16 protein-coding genes and 1 tRNA gene are annotated in these 22,582 nt (G+C 51.6%); 9 read left to right on the top strand and 8 right to left on the bottom strand.

Translation table 11 applies throughout. The annotated features are described in order from the left end of the window. Positions 1–23: 23 nt before the first annotated feature. From Q0721_RS04535 to glmS, 4 genes are all read right to left on the bottom strand, one after another. Positions 24–1,214: a cytochrome b/b6 domain-containing protein gene (locus tag Q0721_RS04535; RefSeq protein WP_299026003.1), complete on the bottom strand. Its 1,191-nt coding sequence runs from the start codon at positions 1,212–1,214 to the stop codon at positions 24–26. Positions 1,215–1,218: 4 nt separating this feature from the next. Continuing rightward, positions 1,219–2,580, bottom strand: a complete 1,362-nt coding sequence (locus tag Q0721_RS04540; protein WP_299026006.1) for a cytochrome c3 family protein — start codon at positions 2,578–2,580, stop codon at positions 1,219–1,221. An 86-nt stretch (positions 2,581–2,666) separates the two neighbouring features. Next, entirely contained in the window at positions 2,667–4,838 is a 2,172-nt protein-coding gene (locus tag Q0721_RS04545; protein WP_299026009.1) for a cytochrome c3 family protein, read from the bottom strand. A 319-nt stretch (positions 4,839–5,157) separates the two neighbouring features. Then, the gene (glmS, locus tag Q0721_RS04550; RefSeq protein WP_299026011.1) at positions 5,158–6,999 is read right to left on the bottom strand and encodes a glutamine--fructose-6-phosphate transaminase (isomerizing); all 1,842 of its coding nucleotides are present in this window, start codon (positions 6,997–6,999) and stop codon (positions 5,158–5,160) included. Between the two features lie 528 nt (positions 7,000–7,527). Here glmS and Q0721_RS04555 point away from each other — a divergent pair. The 6 genes from Q0721_RS04555 (at position 7,528) to Q0721_RS04580 (ending at position 13,918) form a co-directional block, all read left to right on the top strand. Beyond that, the gene (locus Q0721_RS04555) at positions 7,528–9,078 is read left to right on the top strand and encodes an AAA family ATPase (protein WP_299026014.1); all 1,551 of its coding nucleotides are present in this window, start codon (positions 7,528–7,530) and stop codon (positions 9,076–9,078) included. A gap of 120 nt (positions 9,079–9,198) precedes the next feature. Further along, positions 9,199–9,591, top strand: a complete 393-nt coding sequence (gene gcvH, locus Q0721_RS04560; RefSeq protein ID WP_299026017.1) for a glycine cleavage system protein GcvH — start codon at positions 9,199–9,201, stop codon at positions 9,589–9,591. 1 nt (position 9,592) lies between these two features. Next, the gene (gene gcvPA / locus Q0721_RS04565; protein WP_299026020.1) at positions 9,593–10,945 is read left to right on the top strand and encodes an aminomethyl-transferring glycine dehydrogenase subunit GcvPA; all 1,353 of its coding nucleotides are present in this window, start codon (positions 9,593–9,595) and stop codon (positions 10,943–10,945) included. Next, positions 10,938–12,413: an aminomethyl-transferring glycine dehydrogenase subunit GcvPB gene (gcvPB, locus tag Q0721_RS04570; protein WP_299026023.1), complete on the top strand. Its 1,476-nt coding sequence runs from the start codon at positions 10,938–10,940 to the stop codon at positions 12,411–12,413. Before gcvPA ends, gcvPB begins: the two co-directional genes overlap by 8 nt. Before the next feature lie 211 nt (positions 12,414–12,624). Then, entirely contained in the window at positions 12,625–13,233 is a 609-nt protein-coding gene (locus Q0721_RS04575) for a DoxX family protein (protein ID WP_299026026.1), read from the top strand. Between the two features lie 139 nt (positions 13,234–13,372). Further along, positions 13,373–13,918, top strand: coding sequence for a type 1 glutamine amidotransferase domain-containing protein (locus Q0721_RS04580; protein WP_299026029.1), 546 nt, complete (start codon positions 13,373–13,375; stop codon positions 13,916–13,918). 68 nt (positions 13,919–13,986) lie between these two features. On the opposite strand, the gene alaS is transcribed toward Q0721_RS04580, so the two are convergent. From alaS to Q0721_RS04595, 3 genes are all read right to left on the bottom strand, one after another. Next, positions 13,987–16,734 (bottom strand): alanine--tRNA ligase, encoded by a 2,748-nt coding sequence (alaS, locus tag Q0721_RS04585; protein ID WP_299026031.1) that lies wholly within the window; start codon positions 16,732–16,734, stop codon positions 13,987–13,989. Positions 16,735–16,871: 137 nt separating this feature from the next. Beyond that, positions 16,872–17,813 (bottom strand): thioredoxin domain-containing protein, encoded by a 942-nt coding sequence (locus Q0721_RS04590; protein ID WP_299026034.1) that lies wholly within the window; start codon positions 17,811–17,813, stop codon positions 16,872–16,874. A gap of 3 nt (positions 17,814–17,816) precedes the next feature. After that, complete coding sequence (locus Q0721_RS04595; protein ID WP_299026037.1) at positions 17,817–19,031, bottom strand: cysteine desulfurase; 1,215 nt, start codon at positions 19,029–19,031, stop codon at positions 17,817–17,819. Between the two features lie 202 nt (positions 19,032–19,233). Here Q0721_RS04595 and Q0721_RS04600 point away from each other — a divergent pair, with 202 nt between their 5' ends. From Q0721_RS04600 to Q0721_RS04610, 3 genes are read left to right on the top strand one after another with little or no spacing between them, the layout of a single operon-like run. Further along, positions 19,234–20,655 carry a phosphoglucomutase/phosphomannomutase family protein gene (locus Q0721_RS04600; protein WP_299026040.1) on the top strand — a complete coding sequence of 474 codons (1,422 nt, stop codon included), beginning with the start codon at positions 19,234–19,236 and terminating at the stop codon, positions 20,653–20,655. After that, positions 20,639–21,472, top strand: a complete 834-nt coding sequence (locus tag Q0721_RS04605) for a TatD family hydrolase (protein ID WP_299026043.1) — start codon at positions 20,639–20,641, stop codon at positions 21,470–21,472. The genes Q0721_RS04600 and Q0721_RS04605 overlap by 17 nt, the downstream gene beginning before the upstream one ends. Before the next feature lie 5 nt (positions 21,473–21,477). Beyond that, positions 21,478–22,440, top strand: a complete 963-nt coding sequence (locus tag Q0721_RS04610) for a polyprenyl synthetase family protein (RefSeq protein WP_299026235.1) — start codon at positions 21,478–21,480, stop codon at positions 22,438–22,440. A 32-nt stretch (positions 22,441–22,472) separates the two neighbouring features. On the opposite strand, the gene Q0721_RS04615 is transcribed toward Q0721_RS04610, so the two are convergent. After that, positions 22,473–22,554, bottom strand: a tRNA-Leu gene (locus Q0721_RS04615). Between the last annotated feature and the right edge of the window lie 28 nt (positions 22,555–22,582).

The following is a 22,582-nucleotide window of genomic DNA, read 5'->3' on the forward strand; positions in this document are numbered from 1 at the left end:
GCCGGGGGGTTTCAACTGTAAAATTATCGTTCCAGGGCACCTGCGGTAATCCACTCTCGAATCACCATCAATTCAGACTCAGTAAATGCCCCAGGATGATTCCCCGAGCCCACTATCAAGATCAGGCGACTGCGGTCTGGATCACCTGGCACAATGACAGGGCCACCCTCGCCTCCCCGCATGACCGAACGATAGTCCACTACCGAGAAGCCACCTGCCTGTCCATGGCAAGCGCTACAGCGTCGAGCAAAGATGTCTGCGATTCCTCCCTCCCAACTCAGGTTGTCGGCCATGGCTGCTGGCTGAGTAGCCTGTGCCGTTGCGGTCACGGTTGGAGAGGGCAGAGGCGTAGGGGTGCGTCGCACAAAAACTGCCACCTCGCGCTCAGCAGGGGGCAACGTGGTAATGGCCGTTTCTTCGAACGTGACGAAGCGAAATACGCCGTACAACAACGCCAATGATAAGATACTTGCCACTGGGATGTAAACTCGCAATCGGCGCTTCCGTTCCTCAGGGCTAATTTCGGATTCGGCCTGCCCCTGCTCCAGCATTTCCAACTCAAGGGCATGTTCCTCTTCCATCTCCTCGCGGGTTAAATACCCGGTGAACATACTGGCATTCCAACGGCGAATGTGTACATGATAAAAGTGCCACAACAGGATCGCTAGCACAGCCAGAACCGCCTCTGCACCATGTGCAACTTTCGCAGCCGGGACGACCTCACCCGGAAGGAAGCGGGTTGTGGCAATCGGATTCCAAAGCATGAAGCCGGTTAGGGCCATGATCACTAGCCCCCACACCAGTGCCCAGTACTCGGCTTTCTCGATGAAGTTATAACGCCCCATCTTCGGGCGTTGCTTTGCCAGGCCTAGATTGAAAGCCAGGGTCTGAAAGGCATCCTGGAGGTCCTTAAAGCCTGGCAGCATACTGGCTGACTTCTTTTCAACGTAGAGTTTATATCCAATTGAAACAAGATGGTAAATCGCTTCCACCATGAACACAGTAGCCGCAACACGGTGAAGGATGCGAACCATCTCAATGCCACCCAGCAAGCGCACAATCACGGGAGATAAAGGAAAAAGAGCAAATTTCTGTACTAACCCGGTGACGGCCAGAGTTGTGAACGAGGCAACAAGCAACCAGTGCTCGACCCGTTGAATGATATCAAAACGCAAATAAACCTTAGGCGTCGGTGTTACAGTGGAGGTGTCCATTTTCTTACTCCTCATCAGAGGTACGACCAGATGAAACAGATTCATCCTCACCCACTTCCGCTTGGCCCGCAGCGCTTTCTTCTGGGGGGTTAAGCGGTTTTTCAGGCAAACTCTCTCTATAAGTGGATTGAGCCTCTTCAGATGTCGGTTCGGTGGACCGAGCCTCGTCCACAGCGCTTTGCCCCTCGAGTGGGGGCGATGATATCACCGCTTCTTTCCCTGACGAGCGGCGTTTACGTCCCCACAGACGATAGTAAACATCACTGATCACAAAGACCGCCATTCCACCTAATACAGTGGGGATGAAGATTTTATAGAAGAGGTTAACGTAGTACACCAGTGGATGACGATCTGGGCTCGGGATGTAATGGCCAAGCCATGAATCGGGAAAATTCGTTGAGGCATCTGGGTGGCACCGTTGACAAGTCTTTAGCAAATTTTCCTTTACAGCGACCCCTTTTTCAGGATCATCCACCCGTCGAATGTCATGAACACCATGACAATCATAACAGACCGGCTTGTTGGTTTCTTGGTCTGGATCAGTCTTCTGGAATAAAACCACCGTAGTGCCATGAAAATCAGCCACATAAGTGTTCAACACTTGGGTGGAAAGGCCATACTTGCTCATAATTGCTTCGTCTGTATGGCACTTCGCACACAGCTGAGGCGAGGAAAGACGAAAAGATGCAGTCTTGGGATTGGTAATGCGATGGATCCCATGACAATCGGTGCATGCGGGCACATCCGGATTACGGTTTTCTATGATTCCGGAACCATGCACACTACTCAGATACTCTTCGTAAATAGCCGCATGGCAGGTGGCACACGTTTGGGCGATTCGCGCGTGCTCGGATGGAGCAGGCAGTCCATCCGGCGTCTTCTCGATCGCTACTTGGGTATGCGGGTTGTGGCAATCTGCGCAAATGGGGGCTTCCCGATTTCCCTCCTGAAAGAGCCGAGCATGAACACTATCGGCCAACTCTTTGACTTGATTGGGATGACACTGATTGCATGTATTCTGATACTGAAGCGTGTAGTCTCGCCGATCCTGAGCCGTATTCTCAGGGTGCGGAAAACCAGTGATATTAGTGTGACAGACCTGACAGCTCAGGCGGGCATGAACTGAGTGATCATACGCTTTGGGGTCAATGGTCAAAGGGAGGACTTCACCATTCGGCAAAGACCAGGTAATTCCCTCGCGCTGATGACAACTCAAGCAAGCCGAGTTATCTGGCTTTTGGGCTACCTCTCCTTTAGAGGGAGCAGCCAGCATCTGGCCTTGCACGCCTTCGGTTAAAATCAAAAACCCTGCAACCAGGGTGAAAATCACTACTGCAATGATCCAGGGAAGTTGTAGCCTACGCATTGTTGGTGGTTCTGCTCCTTAGTTCGGGATGAGGGCACCCCCTTTCCCTACACAAAGGGACCATAGGGGGTGCCCCATAACACCGCTTACGGCCGGACTAGTTTACCAAGATCCACAACTTTGACCTTCGTACTTAGATCTGCAATTGAGTCATATAGCGCCTGCAACACATACACCCCATTGTGGACATAACCGCCCGGATCCTTCATCGCATATTGATAGTTGTAGGCCGCAGTCAGCAGCCGCGGTGTCCAGGCATTGTAGCGATTCTGGAAATTGATCTCATCAGGATCAGGCTGTCCATTAGCGTTAGTATCCACGAAGAAATAGGGATAGGCTACAGGCGAATAGACAATGGGTTTGCCGGCTACGTCCTTAGCGTAAGCCTGGAGAGCAGCGTAGAGCAATTCCTTCATCGTCTCAATTTCGCCCTTCAGGCCTTCCTGAGTGTCACCATCGCCATCGTAATCGGCTTTAGAGGTCATCCGTATTAGCGCCGGGTCATCCACCTGGTGACATCCTTTGCAACTGGCTACCTTGACCTCTAGGCCATGGGCATCGTGGCAGTCCGTGCAAGTCTCTACACCCTGGACATGTTTGAATGGCCCTGCATAGGTCTTGCCCGCATACTCGTAGATGCCCTTGGCGTCAGTTCCAAAGAGAGTCGCTCCAGCGGCAAAGTAATGAATATTACGGAAGGACAGCTTCTCATCCACAGTGTCGGGATCCTTCCCGGCAATGACACGGTTGACCGTCACCGTGGAGTCGCGTCCTTGGTGGCAGTTCAGACACAGATTGGCATCTGCCTTATCTGCAAAACCCAATTTTGCACCGCTGGGGAAGGTGACCGCCTCAACCTGGTAACGCTCGAAGGTGGTTACACTACTATGGCAGGTCTCGCACCTTAGACCGTTGGAAGGCAGCATGGAAATATTGACGCCCTCTGCCAAGAACTGTGGCAAACCTTCAGCCGTGTGGCATTTGACACAGGCATTGGGGACCTTTCCTTCAGCATCCCAATGGCGGAAGGCCTCCTCCGAGCCGGCAAAGTGCCCAGGGTCATTCCGATGGGCCTTGCTCAGATCCACTGGCTGGCTCAGTTTCTCATTCAGGCTCTCAATGGAATCATAGAGCAACTGAATGATGTACTTCGCCCCATGAGCATAGCCACCCGGATCCTTAACCGACACCTGATAATTAAAGGCTGCCTTTTCTAGGCGCGGTGTCCAGGCGTTATAACGATTGGGATACTGGGCTTCATCACCATCAACCTGCCCATTCTTGTTAGCATCAATGAAGAAGTACGGGTAGGCTTCAGCCGAATAGACGATGGGCGTACCAGCAACCTCTGAGGCATAGGCCTGAATGGCTTGATACAGCAACTGGCGCAGACCGTCAATTTCGTAATAGATACCCTCTTCTACATTGCCATCTCCATCGTAATCCACCTGTGAGGAAGCCATGCGGATATCCCGCAGCGCCTCGACAGAAGTAGCCCCTTCATGGCAAGTAGCGCAGGTGTCCACTTTGACTTCCAATGAATGGGGGTCATGGCAATCCGTGCAAGTCTGCATACCAGCGACATGCTCAAAGAGCACATCGTAGCGCTTACCATCATACTCATAGCCGCCCTTGACCTGCGCACCATAACGGCTGATAGCGGCAGCATAATAGTGCACGTTAATGAAGCCCAGTTCACCCACCACCTGGTCTTCATTGGTGGCCCCGACCTTCTGGATCGCCTCGTCCACCTGCACTTTCGAAGCCATACCCTGATGACAGGTCATACAAATGGCCTCTCGCCCCAACCCTGTAAGTTCAGCCCCTGAAGGGAACTTGACAGTGTTGAGGGTCAGCGTGGCCTCATTATGGCAGGTATTGCAGGTAATCACCGTGCCAACAGGGGCGTTTGCATTTACCTTAAAGGCTTCGCTGCCATCTGCTCCTATGTAATCCAAAAATCCCTGCGAACTGTGGCATTTTGCACACATCGCAGGAATTTCCGGGGGCTGCTCAGCGTTCCAGTGGGTAAATGCCGCTGCCTCGGCATCAGCATGCCCAGAGGCCTGCCATTTTTGCCAAAATGGAATCTCACTGCTCAAATCCGGTGGACAGGCTTCGGGAGTTGGGCAGACCTGGGGCGCCACTGTAGGCTGTTCCGCAGTTGGCGTCGGAGTCTGAGATTGGCACCCCACCAGAACCGCCATAATAACCAGTACACCCATGAGGTAAAACACATACTTTGATGGTCGCTTCATATGCCCTCCCTTGCAATAAAAGTAAAGTATTAGGATCAAGGTGCTTTTTCATTCTTTTTGCCTTTCCATCACCTCCTTTAATTGAATGTTGTCCTTGGGATGGCTACATTATAGAAAAATAAGGCCATTAATACAAGATTAATGTTAGGGCGAAGATGGCCTTTTCTGTCATAATCGATCCGTGAAATCCATCACTTTTTTGATAAGATTTTTCTTATGTATTTCTATCGAGAACGTGAATTCAAAAACCAACAATACCACCCTCAACTTTCAAGGGTTGAGGGTGGTCTACCATCAACTTTACACTGTGTCGTGGTTTTTATTCGACGGTTACTGACTTGGCTAAATTGCGAGGTTGATCCACATCCAGCCCTCGCAGGGCAGCAATGTGATAGGCGAAAAGCTGCAGCGGGATCACTGTTACCACTGGCGAGAGCATCCAAGGCGCATCTGGCACCCAAAAGATATGGTCGCATAACGCAGGCAAGCGTTCATCCCCTTCAGTGGCAACAGCGATCACACTTCCGCCGCGGGCTTTAGCCTGTTCAATCTGACTGATCATCTTCTCGTACCAGGGATCCCTAGGAGCAATCGCCAGCACTGGCATATCCCGGTCAATCAAGGCAATGGGACCGTGTTTCATCTCTCCAGCCGGATAAGCCTCAGCATGGATGTATGAAATTTCTTTTAGTTTAAGGGCTCCCTCATAGGCGATGGGCATGTTAATCCCGCGTCCCAAGTAAAGGATATTGCGAATATAACGCATCTCCCGCGCCACCTGGATCACATCGGCTTCTCGGTCCAAGCAACGGCTGACCAAATCTGGAATCAGACGTAAATCTGCCACAAGGCGCTTACGCTCTTTTTTGGGCAACGTTCCCCGCAAATCCCCCAATAAGACGGCCAACATGTAAAGATCCACCAAGGGAGCGGTAAAGGCCTTCGTAGACGCCACCCCAATCTCAGGCCCGGCCTGCATAGCGATATAGCCATCGGCAATGCGCATTGCCTGGGACCCAATTGCATTGACAATTGCCCATAAAGTAGCTCCTTTGCGCCGTCCCTCGTCCATGGCCGCTAGCGTATCTGCTGTCTCACCTGATTGGCTGATCGCCAAGACCACAGTGTCCCTATCAATAATTGGGTCACGATAACGAAATTCCGAAGCGATGTCCACCTCAACCGGAATGCGGGCAATGCGTTCAATGAGTATTTTCCCCACCATGCCAGCATGCGCAGCGGTACCACATGCTGTAATGTAGATGCGTTGGATTCGACGTGCTAGCTCAGGGGTAAGGTTAAGTTGGGGCAGACGAACAGTACCCTCATCAAAATCCACTCGTCCTGCCAGGGTGTCCGTTAACGAACGAACCTGCTCATGAATTTCCTTTTGCATAAAGTGGCGATACTCCCCCTTCTCAGCTGCCACTGGATCCCAGCTGATGCTGTGAACCTGAGGAGTCACTGGCTGACCACTTAGCGTTTTTACAACTACTCCCTCGGCTCTAACAATAGCCATTTGATGGGAATCCAGAAAGACCATCTGTCGAGTATGTTCCAGAATGGCTGGAATATCAGAGGCGACAAACATTTCCCCCTCTCCTAAGCCGACTACAACACCCCCGGCATTGCCAATGCGGGCAGCAATGATTTTATCTGGTTCGCGAGAGGAGAGCACAACGATGCCATGGGCGCCTCGCAATTGACGCAAAGCCTGACGCACCGACTCTTCTAAGGCGATACCGCTGGCAAGAAAACGCTCGATCAAATGTACAATCACTTCAGTGTCGGTCTCAGAGTTAAACTTAACCCCCTCTGCCTCCAAATCAGCTTTCAGTTCAAGGAAATTCTCAACAATCCCATTATGCACAACAACTACTTCGCCGGTGCTCCCGATGTGAGGGTGGGCATTACGCGCACTCGGCTCTCCATGAGTCGCCCATCGGGTATGCCCAATTCCCACATGACCATTCAGAGGTTGAGCCTCCACCAGCGCAGCCAATTTACTGAGTTTGCCTACCTCGCGCCGGATTTCAATGCGGCCATCCTGTAAGACGGCCAACCCCGCCGAGTCGTACCCACGATACTCCAGACGTTTTAACCCGTTCAAAATAATCGGAGTGGCATTGCGATGACCAATATAACCCACTATCCCACACATGGAATTACCTCCTCGATTTGCAAAGTCCACAAATAACCAGATGCTCTTGGCAAGCATTGGGCCAGAACACCCCTCTTGTACCCAACTTTTCAAGACAGTTGGGTGATTATAGGTTTATGACCTTTTGGGGAAAGTGTTCATTGCCAAATGGCAATGGGAAGGCTTCCGCTGATCTCTCGATTTTCCCGGCGACCAGGTTAGCAGCCTGTTCTCACCGGTTAACCCCACCTTGACGATGGGGAACCTTCCTCCTCGTCACCTTAGGTCTGGTCACCCCCCGTGACCCAAGGCCATGCGCTTAACTTTCCCACGATCCTGCCGCTCAACGATGGCTAATCCTAGTCCTCCTTTCCGGCCCCTAAAATTAGCATTCACAGTTTTAGGGCAACCTCAATAACAGGGTAATTATACCTGTTTGTTTGGAGTCAGTACGATACCGACCACGCCGAAATAAATATCAGACAAGCTCTAAAATTCCTGGATGATGGGCTTTGCGCGTGCTATAATCAAAGAAAGGTTAGTTTTCACATGGTCAGGCACTTCCAGCGCTTTGAAGAACAACTTGACATCTACCTTCGCGCTCGCTTTACACTGCTGATCTTGGTCACTCAGGAAGAAGAGCGCGCCTTACAGAAGATTCGTGAGGTATGTGAACGCACCCAGCGCCACTGCTTGACCTGGGATATTGCCGATGGCTTTCAACGGCTAGTCGGCCAAGGTCCTCTTCCCGTTGCTCGCGATCCATTAACCGCACTGGAGCAAGTTGATCACACAGAAGCACCAGCCAGCACCCTCTTCGTTCTTAAGGATTTTCACGAGGCTTGGTCTAACCCTCAAATTAAGCGCAAGTTACGCAACCTGGCCCAACGTCTTAAATTTACTAAAAAGTCCATTCTAATTACAACCGTAACCTCGCGCATTCCCGACGAGCTGCGCGATGAGGCTGTCATTATTGATTTTGCTCTTCCATCTGCCGAAGAACTTGAAGAAGTGCTTAATCGCCTGACCGCCACCCCAGGGGTCAAAGTTAACTTAACTCCCCTAGGGCGTGAGAAATTGGTGCAGGCAGCTATCGGCTTGACCGCCTCCCAAGCTCAGCGCGTGTTTGCCAAAGCCATTGTCAAAGACGGCGTTCTGGATGACCGTGACATTGACCTAGTCACCGAAGAGAAGAAGCAGATCATTCGTGAAAGCGAGGCATTAGAATTCTACCCGGTCACCGAGACGCCCGATGACGTGGGCGGGCTAGGAGTACTCAAAGAATGGCTGCGCCTACGCGAAAAAGCTTTCACCCAGGAGGCACGCCAGTATGGCTTACCCGCTCCCAAAGGCATTGGTCTCATCGGCATTCCGGGCACAGGGAAAAGCCTAACCGCTAAGATGATCGGCGGTCTTTGGCGCCTTCCTTTAATTCGGCTCGATGTTGGGGCTCTCTTTGGAAGCCTGGTCGGCGAATCAGAGGAACGTACCCGTCGTGCCCTACGCCTGGCGGAGACAATTGCGCCCTGCATCATCTGGATTGACGAGATTGAGAAGGCACTGGCTCATGGCGGTTTGGACAGTGGCACCAGCACCCGTGTTTTTGCCACGATTTTGACCTGGATGCAAGAGAAAACCGCACCCTGCTTCGTCGTAGCAACGGCTAACGATATTTCAGCCCTGCCTCCCGAATTACTACGTCGTGGACGATTTGACGAGATCTTCTTCCTTGACCTGCCTACTTTCTCAGAACGGCGCGAAATTTTCGCCGTTCACTTACGAAAGCGTAACCGCATACCGGAAGACTACGATCTGGATCGTCTGTCTGCTGCGTCCGAAGGTTATGTAGGCGCTGAGATCGAGCAAGCTATCATTGATGCGATGTATATCGGTTTTAATGACGGACAACGTGAATTCACCACTGAGGATGTCCTGCTCGCCCTGAGCAAGCAGGTGCCATTATCGCGTTCGCAACGCGAGACCATCCAGATGCTTCGCAACTGGCTACGTGAAGGAAGAGCACAGTCAGCCTCTTTCCGCGAGGTTACTGAGGCCGAGAATCAGTTCGTTCCTATACAATTGGATGTCAAACGTCACTGAGCCCTCTATAGATATGGCAGTAACATCTTCACTTTATTGGAGATATAATAATTTTGTGTGGGTCAACACAGGTCGGGCATAGACCTGAAAAACTCTCATCTCACCCCAGGAGGTCAAATTATGAATATCCCCAGTGAACTCAAGTACACCACCACAGACGAATGGGTTAGAGTGGAAGGGAACACTGCCATCATGGGGGTTACTGATTATGCCCAGTCTCAGCTTTCCGACATTGTTTTCTTCGAGTTTCATGTTGAGATTGGCGATGAAGTCAAAAAAGGAGGAGTTATTGCAACATTAGAATCGGTAAAAGCCGCTGCGGATGTCAATGCGCCAATCTCCGGTAAAGTCGTTGCTCGCAATGAAACCCTGACTGAAAAGTTTGAACTAATCAACAGCGATCCCTATGGCGAAGCCTGGATGTTGAAAATTGAGATCAGCAACCCTCAGGAATTAAATAGCCTGATGGATGCCGTCGCCTATCAGAAGTATTGCGAAGAAAGGGAGCATTGATATGTTCCTACCCCACACTGACTCCGAACGTTCCGAAATGTTGAAGACGATCGGGGTATCTTCCATTGATGATCTGTTCCAGGATGTCCCCGAAAAAGTGCGCTACCCCACCCTCAACCTTCCTCCAGCCTTGACCGAGATGGAGGTGTCGGCGCAACTCCAACAGATGGCCCTGGCCAATGAGACCACCCAGGATCTGGCCTGTTTTCTCGGTGCAGGTGCGTACAACCACTATATTCCTGCTGCCGTTGATCACATCCTGCGTCGCAACGAGTTTTATACTGCCTACACTCCTTATCAACCCGAAGTTTCACAGGGCATGCTGCAGGCCATCTTTGAATATCAAAGCCTGATGTGCGCCCTTACTGGTATGGAAGTGAGCAACGCCTCCCACTATGATGGTGCCACTGCCACCGCTGAGGCTGGAATTATGGCTTACCACACCTTCCGTGGCAAACGCACCCGTTTTGTTCTCTCACCCGGCATTCACCCTCAATATCGCCAGGTCTTTCGCACCTACATGTCGGGTTATGAGAATCTGGAAATCGTGGGCGATGAAGTTGAAGACAACCCCATGAACTACTTGGAACGCCTAGGGGGTCTGGTAAATTCCAACACAGCGCTGGTAATCGTGCAATATCCCGATTTCTTCGGTCAAATTCACGACTTTGCTCCCCTGGCTGAAAAAGTTCATCAGGCAGGTGGGCTTCTTTGTGTGGTAGTTAATCCTATCGCGTTGGGGCTCCTGAAGCCACCGGGAGAGTTCGGTGCAGACATTGTGGTCGGTGATGGGCAACCCTTGGGCATTCCACTATCGTTTGGTGGTCCTTACCTTGGCATTTTCACTACCCGCAAGGAATATGTACGCCGCATTGCCGGTCGCTTGGTTGGTGAAACCGTAGATACTCAGGGGCGTCGGGGTTATGTGCTGACCCTAACGGCCCGAGAGCAACATATCCGCCGTGAGAAAGCCACCTCCAACATTTGCACGAACCAGGGGTTAATGGCCCTAGCTGCCACCGTTTACCTCGCTCTGGTAGGTAAAGAAGGGCTACGTCAGGTAGCGGAATTGTGTTATCACAAAGCCCATTATGCCGCCCAACGCATTGCCGAAATCCCTGGTTACCGTGTCTTGAACACCCAACCGTTCTTCCACGAATTCGTCGTGCAATGCCCTAAACCGGTGGCGGAGATCAATGAGTACCTGCTCGATTACGGCATCCTGGGCGGGTATGATCTTGGTCAGGACTACACCGCCCTCACGAATCATATGTTGATTGCCGTAACTGAGATGAACTCCCGTGAGGAAATCGAAACCCTGGTTGAGTATCTGAAGGAGTTCGCCCATGACTGAGCCCACTTTGTTTGAGTTATCTTCCCCTGGCCGCCGCGGTGTGCGTTTTCCTGAACCCGATGTTCCTAAGAGCGCCCTCCCTGAGGGCTTTGTGCGTAAAGAACTACCCTTGCCGGAGCTCACCGAGGTGGATGTTGTGCGCCATTTTGTACACCTCTCCCAGAAGAACTACGCCGTTGACTATGGGATCTACCCTCTGGGCTCCTGCACCATGAAATACAACCCCAAGATCAATGAGGATATGGCCCGCTTGCCCGGTTTCGCCCTGGCTCATCCCCTACAACCCATAGATACGGTTCAGGGCAGCCTGGCCTTGATGTATGAATTACAGGAACTACTCAAGGAAATCACTGGAATGGGTGCAGTCAGCCTGCAACCTGCCGCCGGGGCCCATGGAGAACTAACCGGGGTGCTGATCATTCGGGCCTATCACAAATCTCGCGGAGACACTAAACGCACGAAAATCCTCATTCCTGACTCGGCACACGGCACAAATCCCGCTTCTTCGGCAATGAGCGGTTACGAGGTGGTGCAACTACCCAGTGATAAACGCGGCAACGTGGATCTAGAAGCCCTCAAGGCCGCCTGCGACGAGACGGTAGCGGGGCTGATGTTAACCAACCCCAATACTCTAGGATTATTTGAAGAAAATGTCCTCGAGGTCACCCGCGTTGTTCACGAAGCCGGCGGCCTTGTATACGGTGATGGGGCTAATCTGAATGCGCTTTTAGGCATCGCTCGCCCCGGCGATATGGGCTTCGACATCCTCCACCTCAATTTGCACAAGACGTTTTCTACACCCCATGGCGGAGGTGGCCCGGGGTCAGGCCCGGTTGCGGTCATCGAACCCCTAGCCGAGTTCCTTCCCGGCCCCATCGTGACCATCCTTGAGGAAGGCAGCGATGAGGTTCCTCCGCTCTATGGATTCAAAATGCCCAGCCGTTCAATCGGCCGCGTTAAAGCCTTCCACGGTCACTTTGGCGTCATGGTGCGCGCATACACCTATATCATGATGCACGGCGCCGAGGGTCTCCGCAAGGTCGCCGAACATGCTGTGCTTAATGCTAACTATCTCTTGGCCCGCTTGCGTCACGTTTACAAAGTGCCCTACGACCGCATTTGCAAGCATGAGTTCGTCACAGAGGGGATCTGGGACGACGCTCCAGAAATTCACGCCTTAGATGTGGCCAAGCGCCTAATTGATTACGACTTTCATCCACCGACCAATTACTTCCCGCTGATTGTGCGTGAAGCGCTTATGATTGAACCCACCGAAACCGAGAGCAAACAGACGCTGGATAAATTCGCCGACGCTATGATTAAAATCGCTGAAGAAGCTCACACCCAGCCCGAACTGCTCAAGAGCGCACCGCACAACACACCAGTAGGACGCCTAGACGAGGTTAAGGCTGCCAAAGAACTGGTTCTTTGTTGCTGGTTCCCTGAAAGAGAAAGACAGCCTGCATAGATCCTAACTTCTCCAACCAAACCATAAAGACTAAAAACGGGACGGCAAAAGAAAAGCCCGTCCCGTTTTTACACTTATCACCCCAATATTGTGATTTTCTTCATTAGCCAAAACGCCTATGTGAGATTGAGTATTCTCCCTCTTTAAAAAACCCAATCCACCCACCTAAAATTGAAAGTAGAAAACCATCTTCAAATTAGGAGCGAGAACTATGGCTACTTTGCAGTCCATCAAAGAGTACCGCCTTGCCAGCCCACCGTGGACGGATTTTCTGTTTAATAAAACAGCATCGGCGTGGCTCTGGCTGATCACACGACTTTATCTGGGATACACCTGGCTCGAATCGGGTCTAGGCAAGCTTTCTAATCCGGCCTGGGTACAAACGGGTGAGGCCCTTAAGGGTTTCTGGCAACGCGCCGTCACTATACCTGAACCGCCAGCCCGTCCTCCCATTGCCTTTGACTGGTACCGTGCCTTTATCCAAATGCTTCTCGACAGTGGCAGCTATACCTGGTTTGCCAAGCTCGTGGTGTTCGGCGAGATTGCTGTCGGAATTGCACTGATCTTGGGCATCTTCGTCTGGTTTTCAGCCTTCATAGGAGGGTTCATGAATTGGAATTTCATGATGGCCGGCACGGCCAGCACGAACCCGGTAATGTTAGTGCTTTCTATCTTGCTCATCCTAGCCTGGAAGACAGCCGGGTGGATCGGGCTCGATCGCTGGCTATTGGTTTACATTGGCACCCCTTGGCAACCAGGGTTGCTCTTCCGCCGTCAGAAAGAGGCCAAGACCACCGAGAAAACAGCCTCAGCAGTTTGATAACACTGACATACAAGAATCAATGGGCCGCCTCCATGGGCGGCCTGTTTCATTCCCAACCAATACACTCCCTCAACTCACATTATAATTGCCCTGAAAGCAAAGGATATAAATCCCACTTTATAAGGAGAGTTGACCCATGCGACTCAAGGGGATGCGAATTGTTTATCTTATTGGTCCCGGATTCGAGGACTTAGAATTCTATGTTCCCCTAATGCGCCTCAAGGAAGAGGGCGCTGAGGTTGTCGTTGCTGGCCTCAAAGCAGGTGAAGAACTGGTGGGCAAAGGGGGCTTGACAGGGCGCGCTGAGGTCAATGTGGCCGACCTGAAAGCCGAAGACTTTGACGCCATCGTGATTCCGGGGGGATGGGCCCCCGATAAACTTCGCCGTTACGAAGCGGTCAAGAGGCTGGTTCGCGATTTCTACAGCCAAGGCAAGACAGTTGCCATGATCTGCCATGCGGGTCTGGTCGGTATTAGTGCAGGCATCGTGAAGGGGCATGAAGCAACTGGCAGTGAGGGGATCAAGGACGATCTCATTAATGCCGGGGCCACCTGGCGCGATGCCCCTGCCTTCCGTTCCGGCAATATTGTGTGGGGACGGGTGGTGGCTGATATCCCTGATTTTTGTCGTGAACTTGTTCAGGCCCTGCTTGAACAAAAAGAGAAACAATCCAAACGGTGAAACTCCTAAGCCTTATCAATAAACCATCCCTCTAATAGAGGGATGGTTTATTACATCTATAAGACCCATCATCGGCTACTCAAGCGTTGCCGTATCCAGGGAATCACCCTATCCAGCGCAGCCGAGAGCTTAGTAGCATCCTTCCCGCCCGCCTGTGCCATATGAGGACGGCCACCGCCGCTTCCGCCAACAACTTGAGCCACCTCCTTCGCCAAATCGCCAGCATGGAAACCGCGGTTCACAAGATCCTCGGTCAGGGCGGTAATGATGATTGGACGCTCTTCGCTTACTGTGGCAAGCACTACTACCGCATTTTCACGATACTGTTGACGGTAGCGATCACACAATTGTCGTAGAATTTCTGCATCGGCCTCTTTTATCACTGCTGTGAGCACCCGGATTCCATCAACAGAGTGCACCCGCTGCATCAGTTGCTCAAATTCCGCCAACGCCATTTGCTGACGCAACTGGGTATTCTGCTTACGCAGGTGCTCCACCTCTTGAACTAAAGCCATTACCTTCTCTGGAATCTCATCTACACCACAATTCAACAGCGCCGCAACATTGGAAAGCTCATTCAAGCGCTTACGAATCAGAGCATACGCTTCGCGCCCAGTCACCGCTTCAATACGGCGAATTCCGGCAGCAGCACTGCTTTCACTGGTGATGATGAAAATCCCAATGTCTCCCGTGGACTCTACGTGAGTTCCTCCGCACAATTCATAAGAGATCGGCTCTTCTTCACCAATCACAATGGTACGTACAACCTCGCCGTACTTTTCACCAAACAGCGCCATAGCCCCCTCCTGCAGGGCTTGGCTCAAGGGTTTGTGCTCAATTTCCAGTTCGTAATCCTCATAGATCGCTTGATTAACAGCGGCTTCAATGGCTTCCAATTGTTCCGTAGTTAGCGCTTCGGGGTATGTGAAATCGAAGCGCAAACGGTCAGGCGCTACCAATGAGCCGGCCTGACGCGCCTCTTTCCCCAAAATAGCCTGTAATTTGGCATGCAAGAGATGCGTAGCCGTGTGATTGCGCATAATATCACGCCGACGTTCAGCATCCACCTGCGCCAGAGCCTTATCGCCCACGCGTGGCCGGCCACGAACCACCTCACCAATGTGGACTACCACCCCCGCCGCGGGTTTGCGCGTATCATTGACCCGAATTTCCCAATCGGCGCCCTCCAGACCAACGATACGACCAGTATCTGAAACCTGGCCACCCGCTTCAACGTAGAAGCATGTGCGAGGTAAGATTACCTCAATCGCATCCCCGGCAATGGCCTCTTCTACGCGGGTACCGTCGCGAACTAGGGCCAGTACCCGCCCCTCGACCTCCAGACTGGTGTAGGGGTCATAAATCACTCCCTCAGGCCCTAACTGGCCACGTTGCTGCAACTCTTGCAGAATAGAGCGGTAAACGTCCACATTTTCACCTCCCAGAGGGCCAAAGGCTTTACCGGCCCCTGAGATCGTTCGATGCTCTTCCATGGCACGCAAGAAGCCCTCTTGATCTACGTCCAACCCTTCCTCCTGGGCTACGTCGCGGATCAACTCCAACGGCAGTCCATGAGTGGCATAAAGATCAAAAGCACGCTCCCCATCCAGGATGCGCTCACCGCGCGCTTGCACATCCGCCAGATAAACCTCAAGTTGGCTCAAGCCCTGTTCAACTGTGCGCCGGAAACGAATTTCCTCACGGGTCAGGTTATCCCTGATCACGTCGCGGTTTTTGACCAGTTCGGGGTAGGCATCCCCATAAATCTCAATCACCGTGTCAGCCACTTTGGCTAGGAAGGGATCAAACAGACCAATTTTGCGTCCAAACCGTGCTGCCCGACGGATAATCATTCGGCACACATAATTGCGGCCCACATTGCCAGGCACCACACCATCCGCTATCAGAAAAGCAGCCGCACGGGAATGATCGGCAATGACTCGGTAAGGGGTGATGTTGGCTTTACGTTCCTCAAGGGTATGTCCGGTTAATTTTTGCACTTTATCTAAAAGAGGCGCAAGCAAATCCGTGGCGTAGTTAGAAGAAACCCCTTGCAGAATGGCCGTAATTCGTTCCAGCCCCATCCCGGTATCAACATGGCGGGCCGGTAGAGGCTCCAACCGGGTAGGGCTTAACCGGTTGTACTGGATGAACACGAGATTCCACAGTTCCAAAAAACGCTTGCAATCGCCATTAACACGACAAACATGCCCTGGCACATCACGTTTATCACAAAACTCGGGGCCTAAGTCGATATGAATCTCACTGCAAGGCCCGCATGGCCCGGTTTCGGCCATTTCCCAAAAGTTGTCCTTACGCCCAAAGAAAAGGATATGACCGGAATCCATCCCCGGTTGCTTGGCCCAGTTTTCTGCTGCCTCTTCGTCTGTGGGTATTTCCCCATATTCGTCCTTGAAACAAGTCACCCACAGCCGATTTTTATCCAACCCCCATACCTCGGTGAGCAACTCCCAGGCCCAGGCAATAGCTTCCTTTTTGTAGTAGTCACCAAAGGACCAATTGCCTAGCATCTCAAAAAAGGTGTGATGGGTGTCATCCCGTCCTACATCCTCAAGGTCATTGTGCTTTCCGGCTACACGCATGCACTTTTGCGAGTTGACTGCCCGTTTATAAGGGCGTTGATCCGTACCTAGAAATACATCTTTAAACTGCACCATGCCAGCATTCGTAAAAAGCAAGGTCTGATCCCCCCCGGGCACTAATGAAGACGAAGGCACAAAAGTATGACCACGCTCCACAAAGAAATCAATGAATGACTGTCGAATATAGGCTCCACTAAATCGTTTGTTTGTCATAGGCCGCCTCTAACACACAAAGTTTTCGGACATAAATTGTCTGACGAAGATTATAAGACATCCTCAGGTAAGAATCAACCGTACCTGATTGGGTGGGGTTCGCTTTGGGTAAATTCGCTTGTACCCGCCCGTCTGCTCTACTTTAGCCAGTAAAGCAATCCTTCCAGAGCAATTGCATACACCCGATAGGGTTTAGGGCCAATCAGGGCTTCGTTCTGAATGAATACAGTGGGGGTACCATAGAAATTTGTCTTTCGCACTTCTGCCAATTGCTGCTTCACCACCCACTCAGTTTGGAAATCCTTGGCACAAAACTGCACCGACTGAGCATTGAAACCGCTTTCTTCCAACACCCCCTGCACAAACGCCTCATCCTCCAGCCGGGATTTATCGGCTGCAAAGAGGCGATCGTTCAAATCCCAGAACCTTTGCGGATCCAGTTTATAGGCACAATAACCCACTTTTGCCAAATAATCGCTGTGCTCTTTGACCGGATAGTAGAGGAAAATCAACTCCGCACCATACCTTTGAACCAACCGTCGGATCATGGGATAGGCTTTGCGCGAGTAATCACAACCATAGGACCCAATAAAGACAATTGGCTTGGCGTTTGCACCGCCGGTGAGTCTTGGAAAACCGCTCAGATTCACACCCTCAAGAGTTAATACAACATCGCCCCCTGAGGTTACCGGACAGCTTTCATCTACGCTGGAAAATTGCGTGTTCTGCCCAGTAGGATCAAACACACAAAACCCACTCTGATTGAGGCCATTGCAACTTCCTGTAGTGTAGTAAAGGAAGACCCCCCGTGCTGCAAAAAATGTGCTCCCCACCAACAGGAAAAAGAATATCCAAGACAATGGCTCAAAATAGCGATTTAGAAAACGGGCACCGGTTTCAGAACGGGTGATCACGTACCCCAATATCTTTGCCTTCATTTTCTCATCAAAGCCGGTAGTACATGGACGCAGAGTTACCCGGCGTAGAACACAATCCAAGGCCTCTTTAGCTAACTGGCGATTGGATGCGCTGAAGATGCCCAGGATCGAAAGAACAATGAACGCAATAATACAAAACATGGTTTACAACACCTTTCGGATCTTGATAAGCGAGTCGAGAAACAGCTTGGCTTCTTCCAGGGTGTTATAGACATAAACCGAAGCCCGCACTGAGCCCGCCACACCTCGTGCGTTGAACCAAGAATGAACACAATGCTGCCCGGAGCGTACCGCAATATTGGCCATTTGATCCAACATCAGAGCAATACGATGATGATCAACCCCTTCAATATAGAAAGCAACGATTCCGCTCCGCAGACGCGGATCGGAAGGCCCGATGAGTCGGACCCCAGGAATCTCCTCTAAGCCCTCGCTCAGGAACTCGTTGAGCAGCCTTTCTTGCTTCTCTATGGTATCAAAACCTATAGATTGTATGTACTGCACGGCTGCCGCTAATCCGATTATTCCGGCATAATCCTGTAACCCGGCTTCAAATTTCTCTGGCGGGGGTAAAAACTGGCATGTTTCATAAGTAGAAGACGAAACGGTGTCTCCACCTACCAGGAAGGGTTCCAGTTGCTCCAATAAGCGATACTTTCCATACAGCACCCCTGTCCCTGAAGGCCCCATCATCTTGTGTCCCGAAAACGCCAGAAAATCCACATCCAGGGCACGCACATTGACTCGTTGATGAGGGATCGTCTGGGCCGCATCCAGGAACACCAAAGCGCCCTGCTGATGGGCCCGCTTGACAATCTCGGCCGCGGGGATAGTTACCCCATCCAGGTTGGACGTGTACCCCATCGCTACCAGTTTAACCGGACCTGCTTTTAGGGCTTGCTCAAAGGCTTCCATGTCAAATGTATTATCTGCACGAGTATGTACAACGCGCAGAATAGCACTATGTCGTTTTGCTACCATCTGCCAGGGAATGAGATTGGAGTTATGTTCTTTGTCCGAAACCAGGATCACATCCCCGGCTTTCCAGTTAAGAGCCGAAGCAATAAGGTTTACTCCCTCCGTGGTGTTTCGGGTAAAAATAATCTCTTCCTTGCGACCCGCGTTCAGGAATTTAGCCACCTTCTCGCGGGCCTGGTCAACCTCGCGCGTTACTTCGGTAGCCATACGATGCATGCTGCGTCCACTGCATGCCGGAAATTCCTGATAGTAGCGCTGAACCGCTTCTATCACCTGGCGTGGTCTCAATGTCTGGCAAGCGTTATCAAAATAAATCACCGGTTTACGCCCATTTCCGACTTCCAGGCTCGGAAAATCGGCGCGGATTTTGGTTATATTCATGGACACTTCTCCCAAAGTCTTTTTCCGGCATCGGCTCAGGAGTTACTCCCTAATTATAAGGCAGATTGTGATCGAAAGCACTATCCTGCAACAGCAAAGCATGGACAAAATCTGTTTTACACCGCCACATCTACGCTACCCTTGATATAATAGGGTTACTTTTGTTAGGATTATCACATTCGGCAACAACGGGGAGGACGCTATGGGACATAAAATCGTGTTTGGCACCGACGGATGGCGCGGCGTCATTGCCGAGGATTATACATTTGACAATGTTCGCCGGTGTGCCCAGGGATTCGCCCACTACCTGAAAACCAAAGGACACAACGATGAATGGGTCGTGATCGGCTACGATAAACGCTTTCATTCTGAAAACTTTGCCCAAGCAGCCGCCGAGGTATTATGTGGCAACGGATTCCGCGTTTATCTCACCGACAAAGCCACGCCCACCCCGGTTATTGCCTATGCGGTGGTTGAGCGAAAGGCGGTTGGAGCTATCAACATTACCGCTTCGCACAACCCTTCTACGGACAATGGTTTCAAAGTTCGGGATGCTAGAGGAGGAGCCATTGATCCCGAGGGACTCAAGCAAATCGAAAGCGCCATTCCCGACGATATAAGTGCTGTCCAGCGAATGTCCGCCTATGAAGCCGAGGCGCAGGGGCGCCTAGTGCGCTTTGATCCTGCCCCCGCCTACATTGAACATCTCCAATCGCTCATTGATTTGCAACCCATTCGAGATGCTGGCTTGAAAATTGTCGTTGACGCTATGTGGGGCAACGGTGCCGGATGGTTTCCACGCTTGCTGGCTGGTGGAAAAACCGAGATCTTTGAAATCCACAACACCCGCAATCCAATCTTTCCAGAAATGAAACGTCCTGAACCCATCCCCCCCAACATTGATGTGGGGCTTCGAACGACTGTTGAGCGCGGAGCCGATGTGCTAATCGTCACTGATGGCGACGCCGATCGTGTTGGTATCGGCGATGAGTACGGACGGTTTGTTAATCAGTTGCAGGTATATGGGCTACTTGCATTTTACCTTCTTGAGGTACGCGGCGAACGTGGGCCCATCATTAAGACCCTTTCAACTACTAGCATGCTGGAAAAACTTGGGGAGATTTACGGTGTCCCTGTATATGAGACAGGCGTTGGGTTTAAGTATGTGGCACCCAAGTTTCTGGAAACTAACGCCCTGATCGGAGGTGAAGAATCAGGTGGTTATGCCTTCCGCGGCAATGTCCCAGAACGGGATGGTATTTTAGCTGGGTTGTATTTCCTGGATATGATGGTACGCCTCAATCGCAAGCCCTCCCAACTCCTTGACCTCCTTTTCAGCAAAGTGGGACCTCACTATTACGATCGCATTGATAAACAGTTCACAGGAGACCGAAAGACGCGCGAGGCTATGATCCTCAATGCCAATCCACAGACGATTGGCGGCCTTAAGGTAGTGGGGCTCAACACACTAGACGGCTTTAAGTTCTTGTTAGAGGACGGCGGATGGATGCTTATCCGCTTCTCAGGCACCGAACCGATTATTCGTGTGTACTGTGAAACTACGTATCCCGACCGTGTTCAGCCCATTCTACAGGATGGATTACGCATTGCCGGACTTGCCTGAGACCATCTGGATAGATACACACTGCCACCTTTATCTGGAGCCGTTTCAGCATGATCTTCACGAGGTGATAGCCCGGGCTCAATCTCGTGGGGTAGGCATGTTGATTGTGCCGGGTATTGACCTTGAAACCAGCCAGGCAGCCGTCGCTCTTAGCGAGCACTACCCTACTGTTTTCGCGGCAGTTGGTGTGCACCCGAACTACGCCACATCTTGGAACAGCCGCACCCTTGCGGAACTTCGAGCCCTCTGCACGCACTCTAAAGTAGTGGCCATTGGTGAAATTGGCTTGGATTACTACCGTAACTACGCCCCACCCGAACTGCAACAAGCCATCTTAACCGCCCAGCTGAATCTGGCGGCGGAGCGGGGATTGCCGGTAATCTTGCACCAGCGCGCCTCCTTCCAGGATCTGCAAAGAATAATAGGCCAGTGGGTAGAATCCCTCCATTTCTCCCATGCCTCGGCCAAGCCATCTATGGGGGTTTTTCACGCCTTCGAAGGCGACCTCGACGAAATGACCTGGATCACCCGGCTAGGGTTCTGCCTCGGTCTGGCGGGGTCCATCACCTATCGCACCCATGAGCGCACCCAAGCCATCATCCAGAATATGCCTTTGGAGATGTTGGTCCTTGAAACCGACTCCCCATATTTGACCCCTATCCCGTACCGGGGAAAGCGTAATGAACCAAGCAACCTAGTACTGGTAGCCGAAAAAATTTGTGCTCTGCGAGACATCCCTCTTAAGGAACTAGCGTGCATAACTAGTACAAACGCTACTCGTCTCTTTAATCTGCCCCAATATTGGAGTTTGCTTTGAGCACCATGACCTCTTTCTTTGTCCCTGTCCTAGATCAAATTCACCAGGTTGAGGAATTAATCAGAGCCCAAGCCGAGGGGTATCATACTGATTTACAGGCTGCGCTCGATCACCTTTTGAAATCTGGCGGGAAACGGATTCGCCCCACCCTAACCCTGCTGGTGGGCCGAATGTTGGGTGCATCGGAACCTCAATTGATCACCCTGGCGGCTTCGATTGAATTACTTCACACGGCTACACTGGTGCACGACGATCTCATCGATGGTGCTCTGCTCCGCCGCGGCATTCCCACGCTTAATGCGCGCTGGTCACCTGGGGCAACAGTGCTCACCGGTGATTTTCTCTTCGCACGTGCGGCGAAACTGGCTGCTGAAACTAATTCCATCCCTGTAATGCGCCTCTTTGCTGAGACTCTGACCATCATTGTCAACGGAGAAATTAGCCAGATGTTTGGGCAACCGTGCCAAACTGCACTCGATCATTACTACCAGCGCATTTACGCCAAAACAGCATCCTTGTTTGAGGCATCCACCGGTTGCGCAGCAATGATCAGTACCGAGGACGACAATTTGATCGCACGATTACGCCATTTTGGACGTGAATTAGGAATGGCATTTCAAATCGTTGATGATATCCTTGATTTCACTGGAGAAGAGCCCCAACTAGGCAAGCCAATTGGTAGCGACCTACGCCAGGGAATCATTACCCTGCCCACGATTAACTATCTGCGCGCCTACCCGGAGGATCCCCTTTCAAAAACGCTGCTTCAAGGCAAATGCCTTCAAAACGAAATAGACATTCTAGATTTGATTGAACGCATTCGACAAAGCCAAGCCATCGAAGAAGCGCATCACGAGGCCGAGCGGTTTGTCCAAAACGCACTGGATGATCTATATGCCCTGCCCGAAAGCCCAGAACGTCAATATCTAGAGGAATTAACCTGGTTTGTCACCCGCCGAAAGACATAAAAGACCCATCCTTAGGGATGGGCCCTTTCCTGTGCGCTGGGCGGGAGTTGAACCCGCACGCCTTTCGGCACATGGCCCTCAACCATGCCTGTCTGCCAGTTCCAGCACCAGCGCATCATCCGCGGCTTATTATATAATTTAC

It is taken from the genome of uncultured Thermanaerothrix sp., assembly GCF_938028735.1.
Classification (GTDB): domain Bacteria; phylum Chloroflexota; class Anaerolineae; order Anaerolineales; family Anaerolineaceae; genus Thermanaerothrix.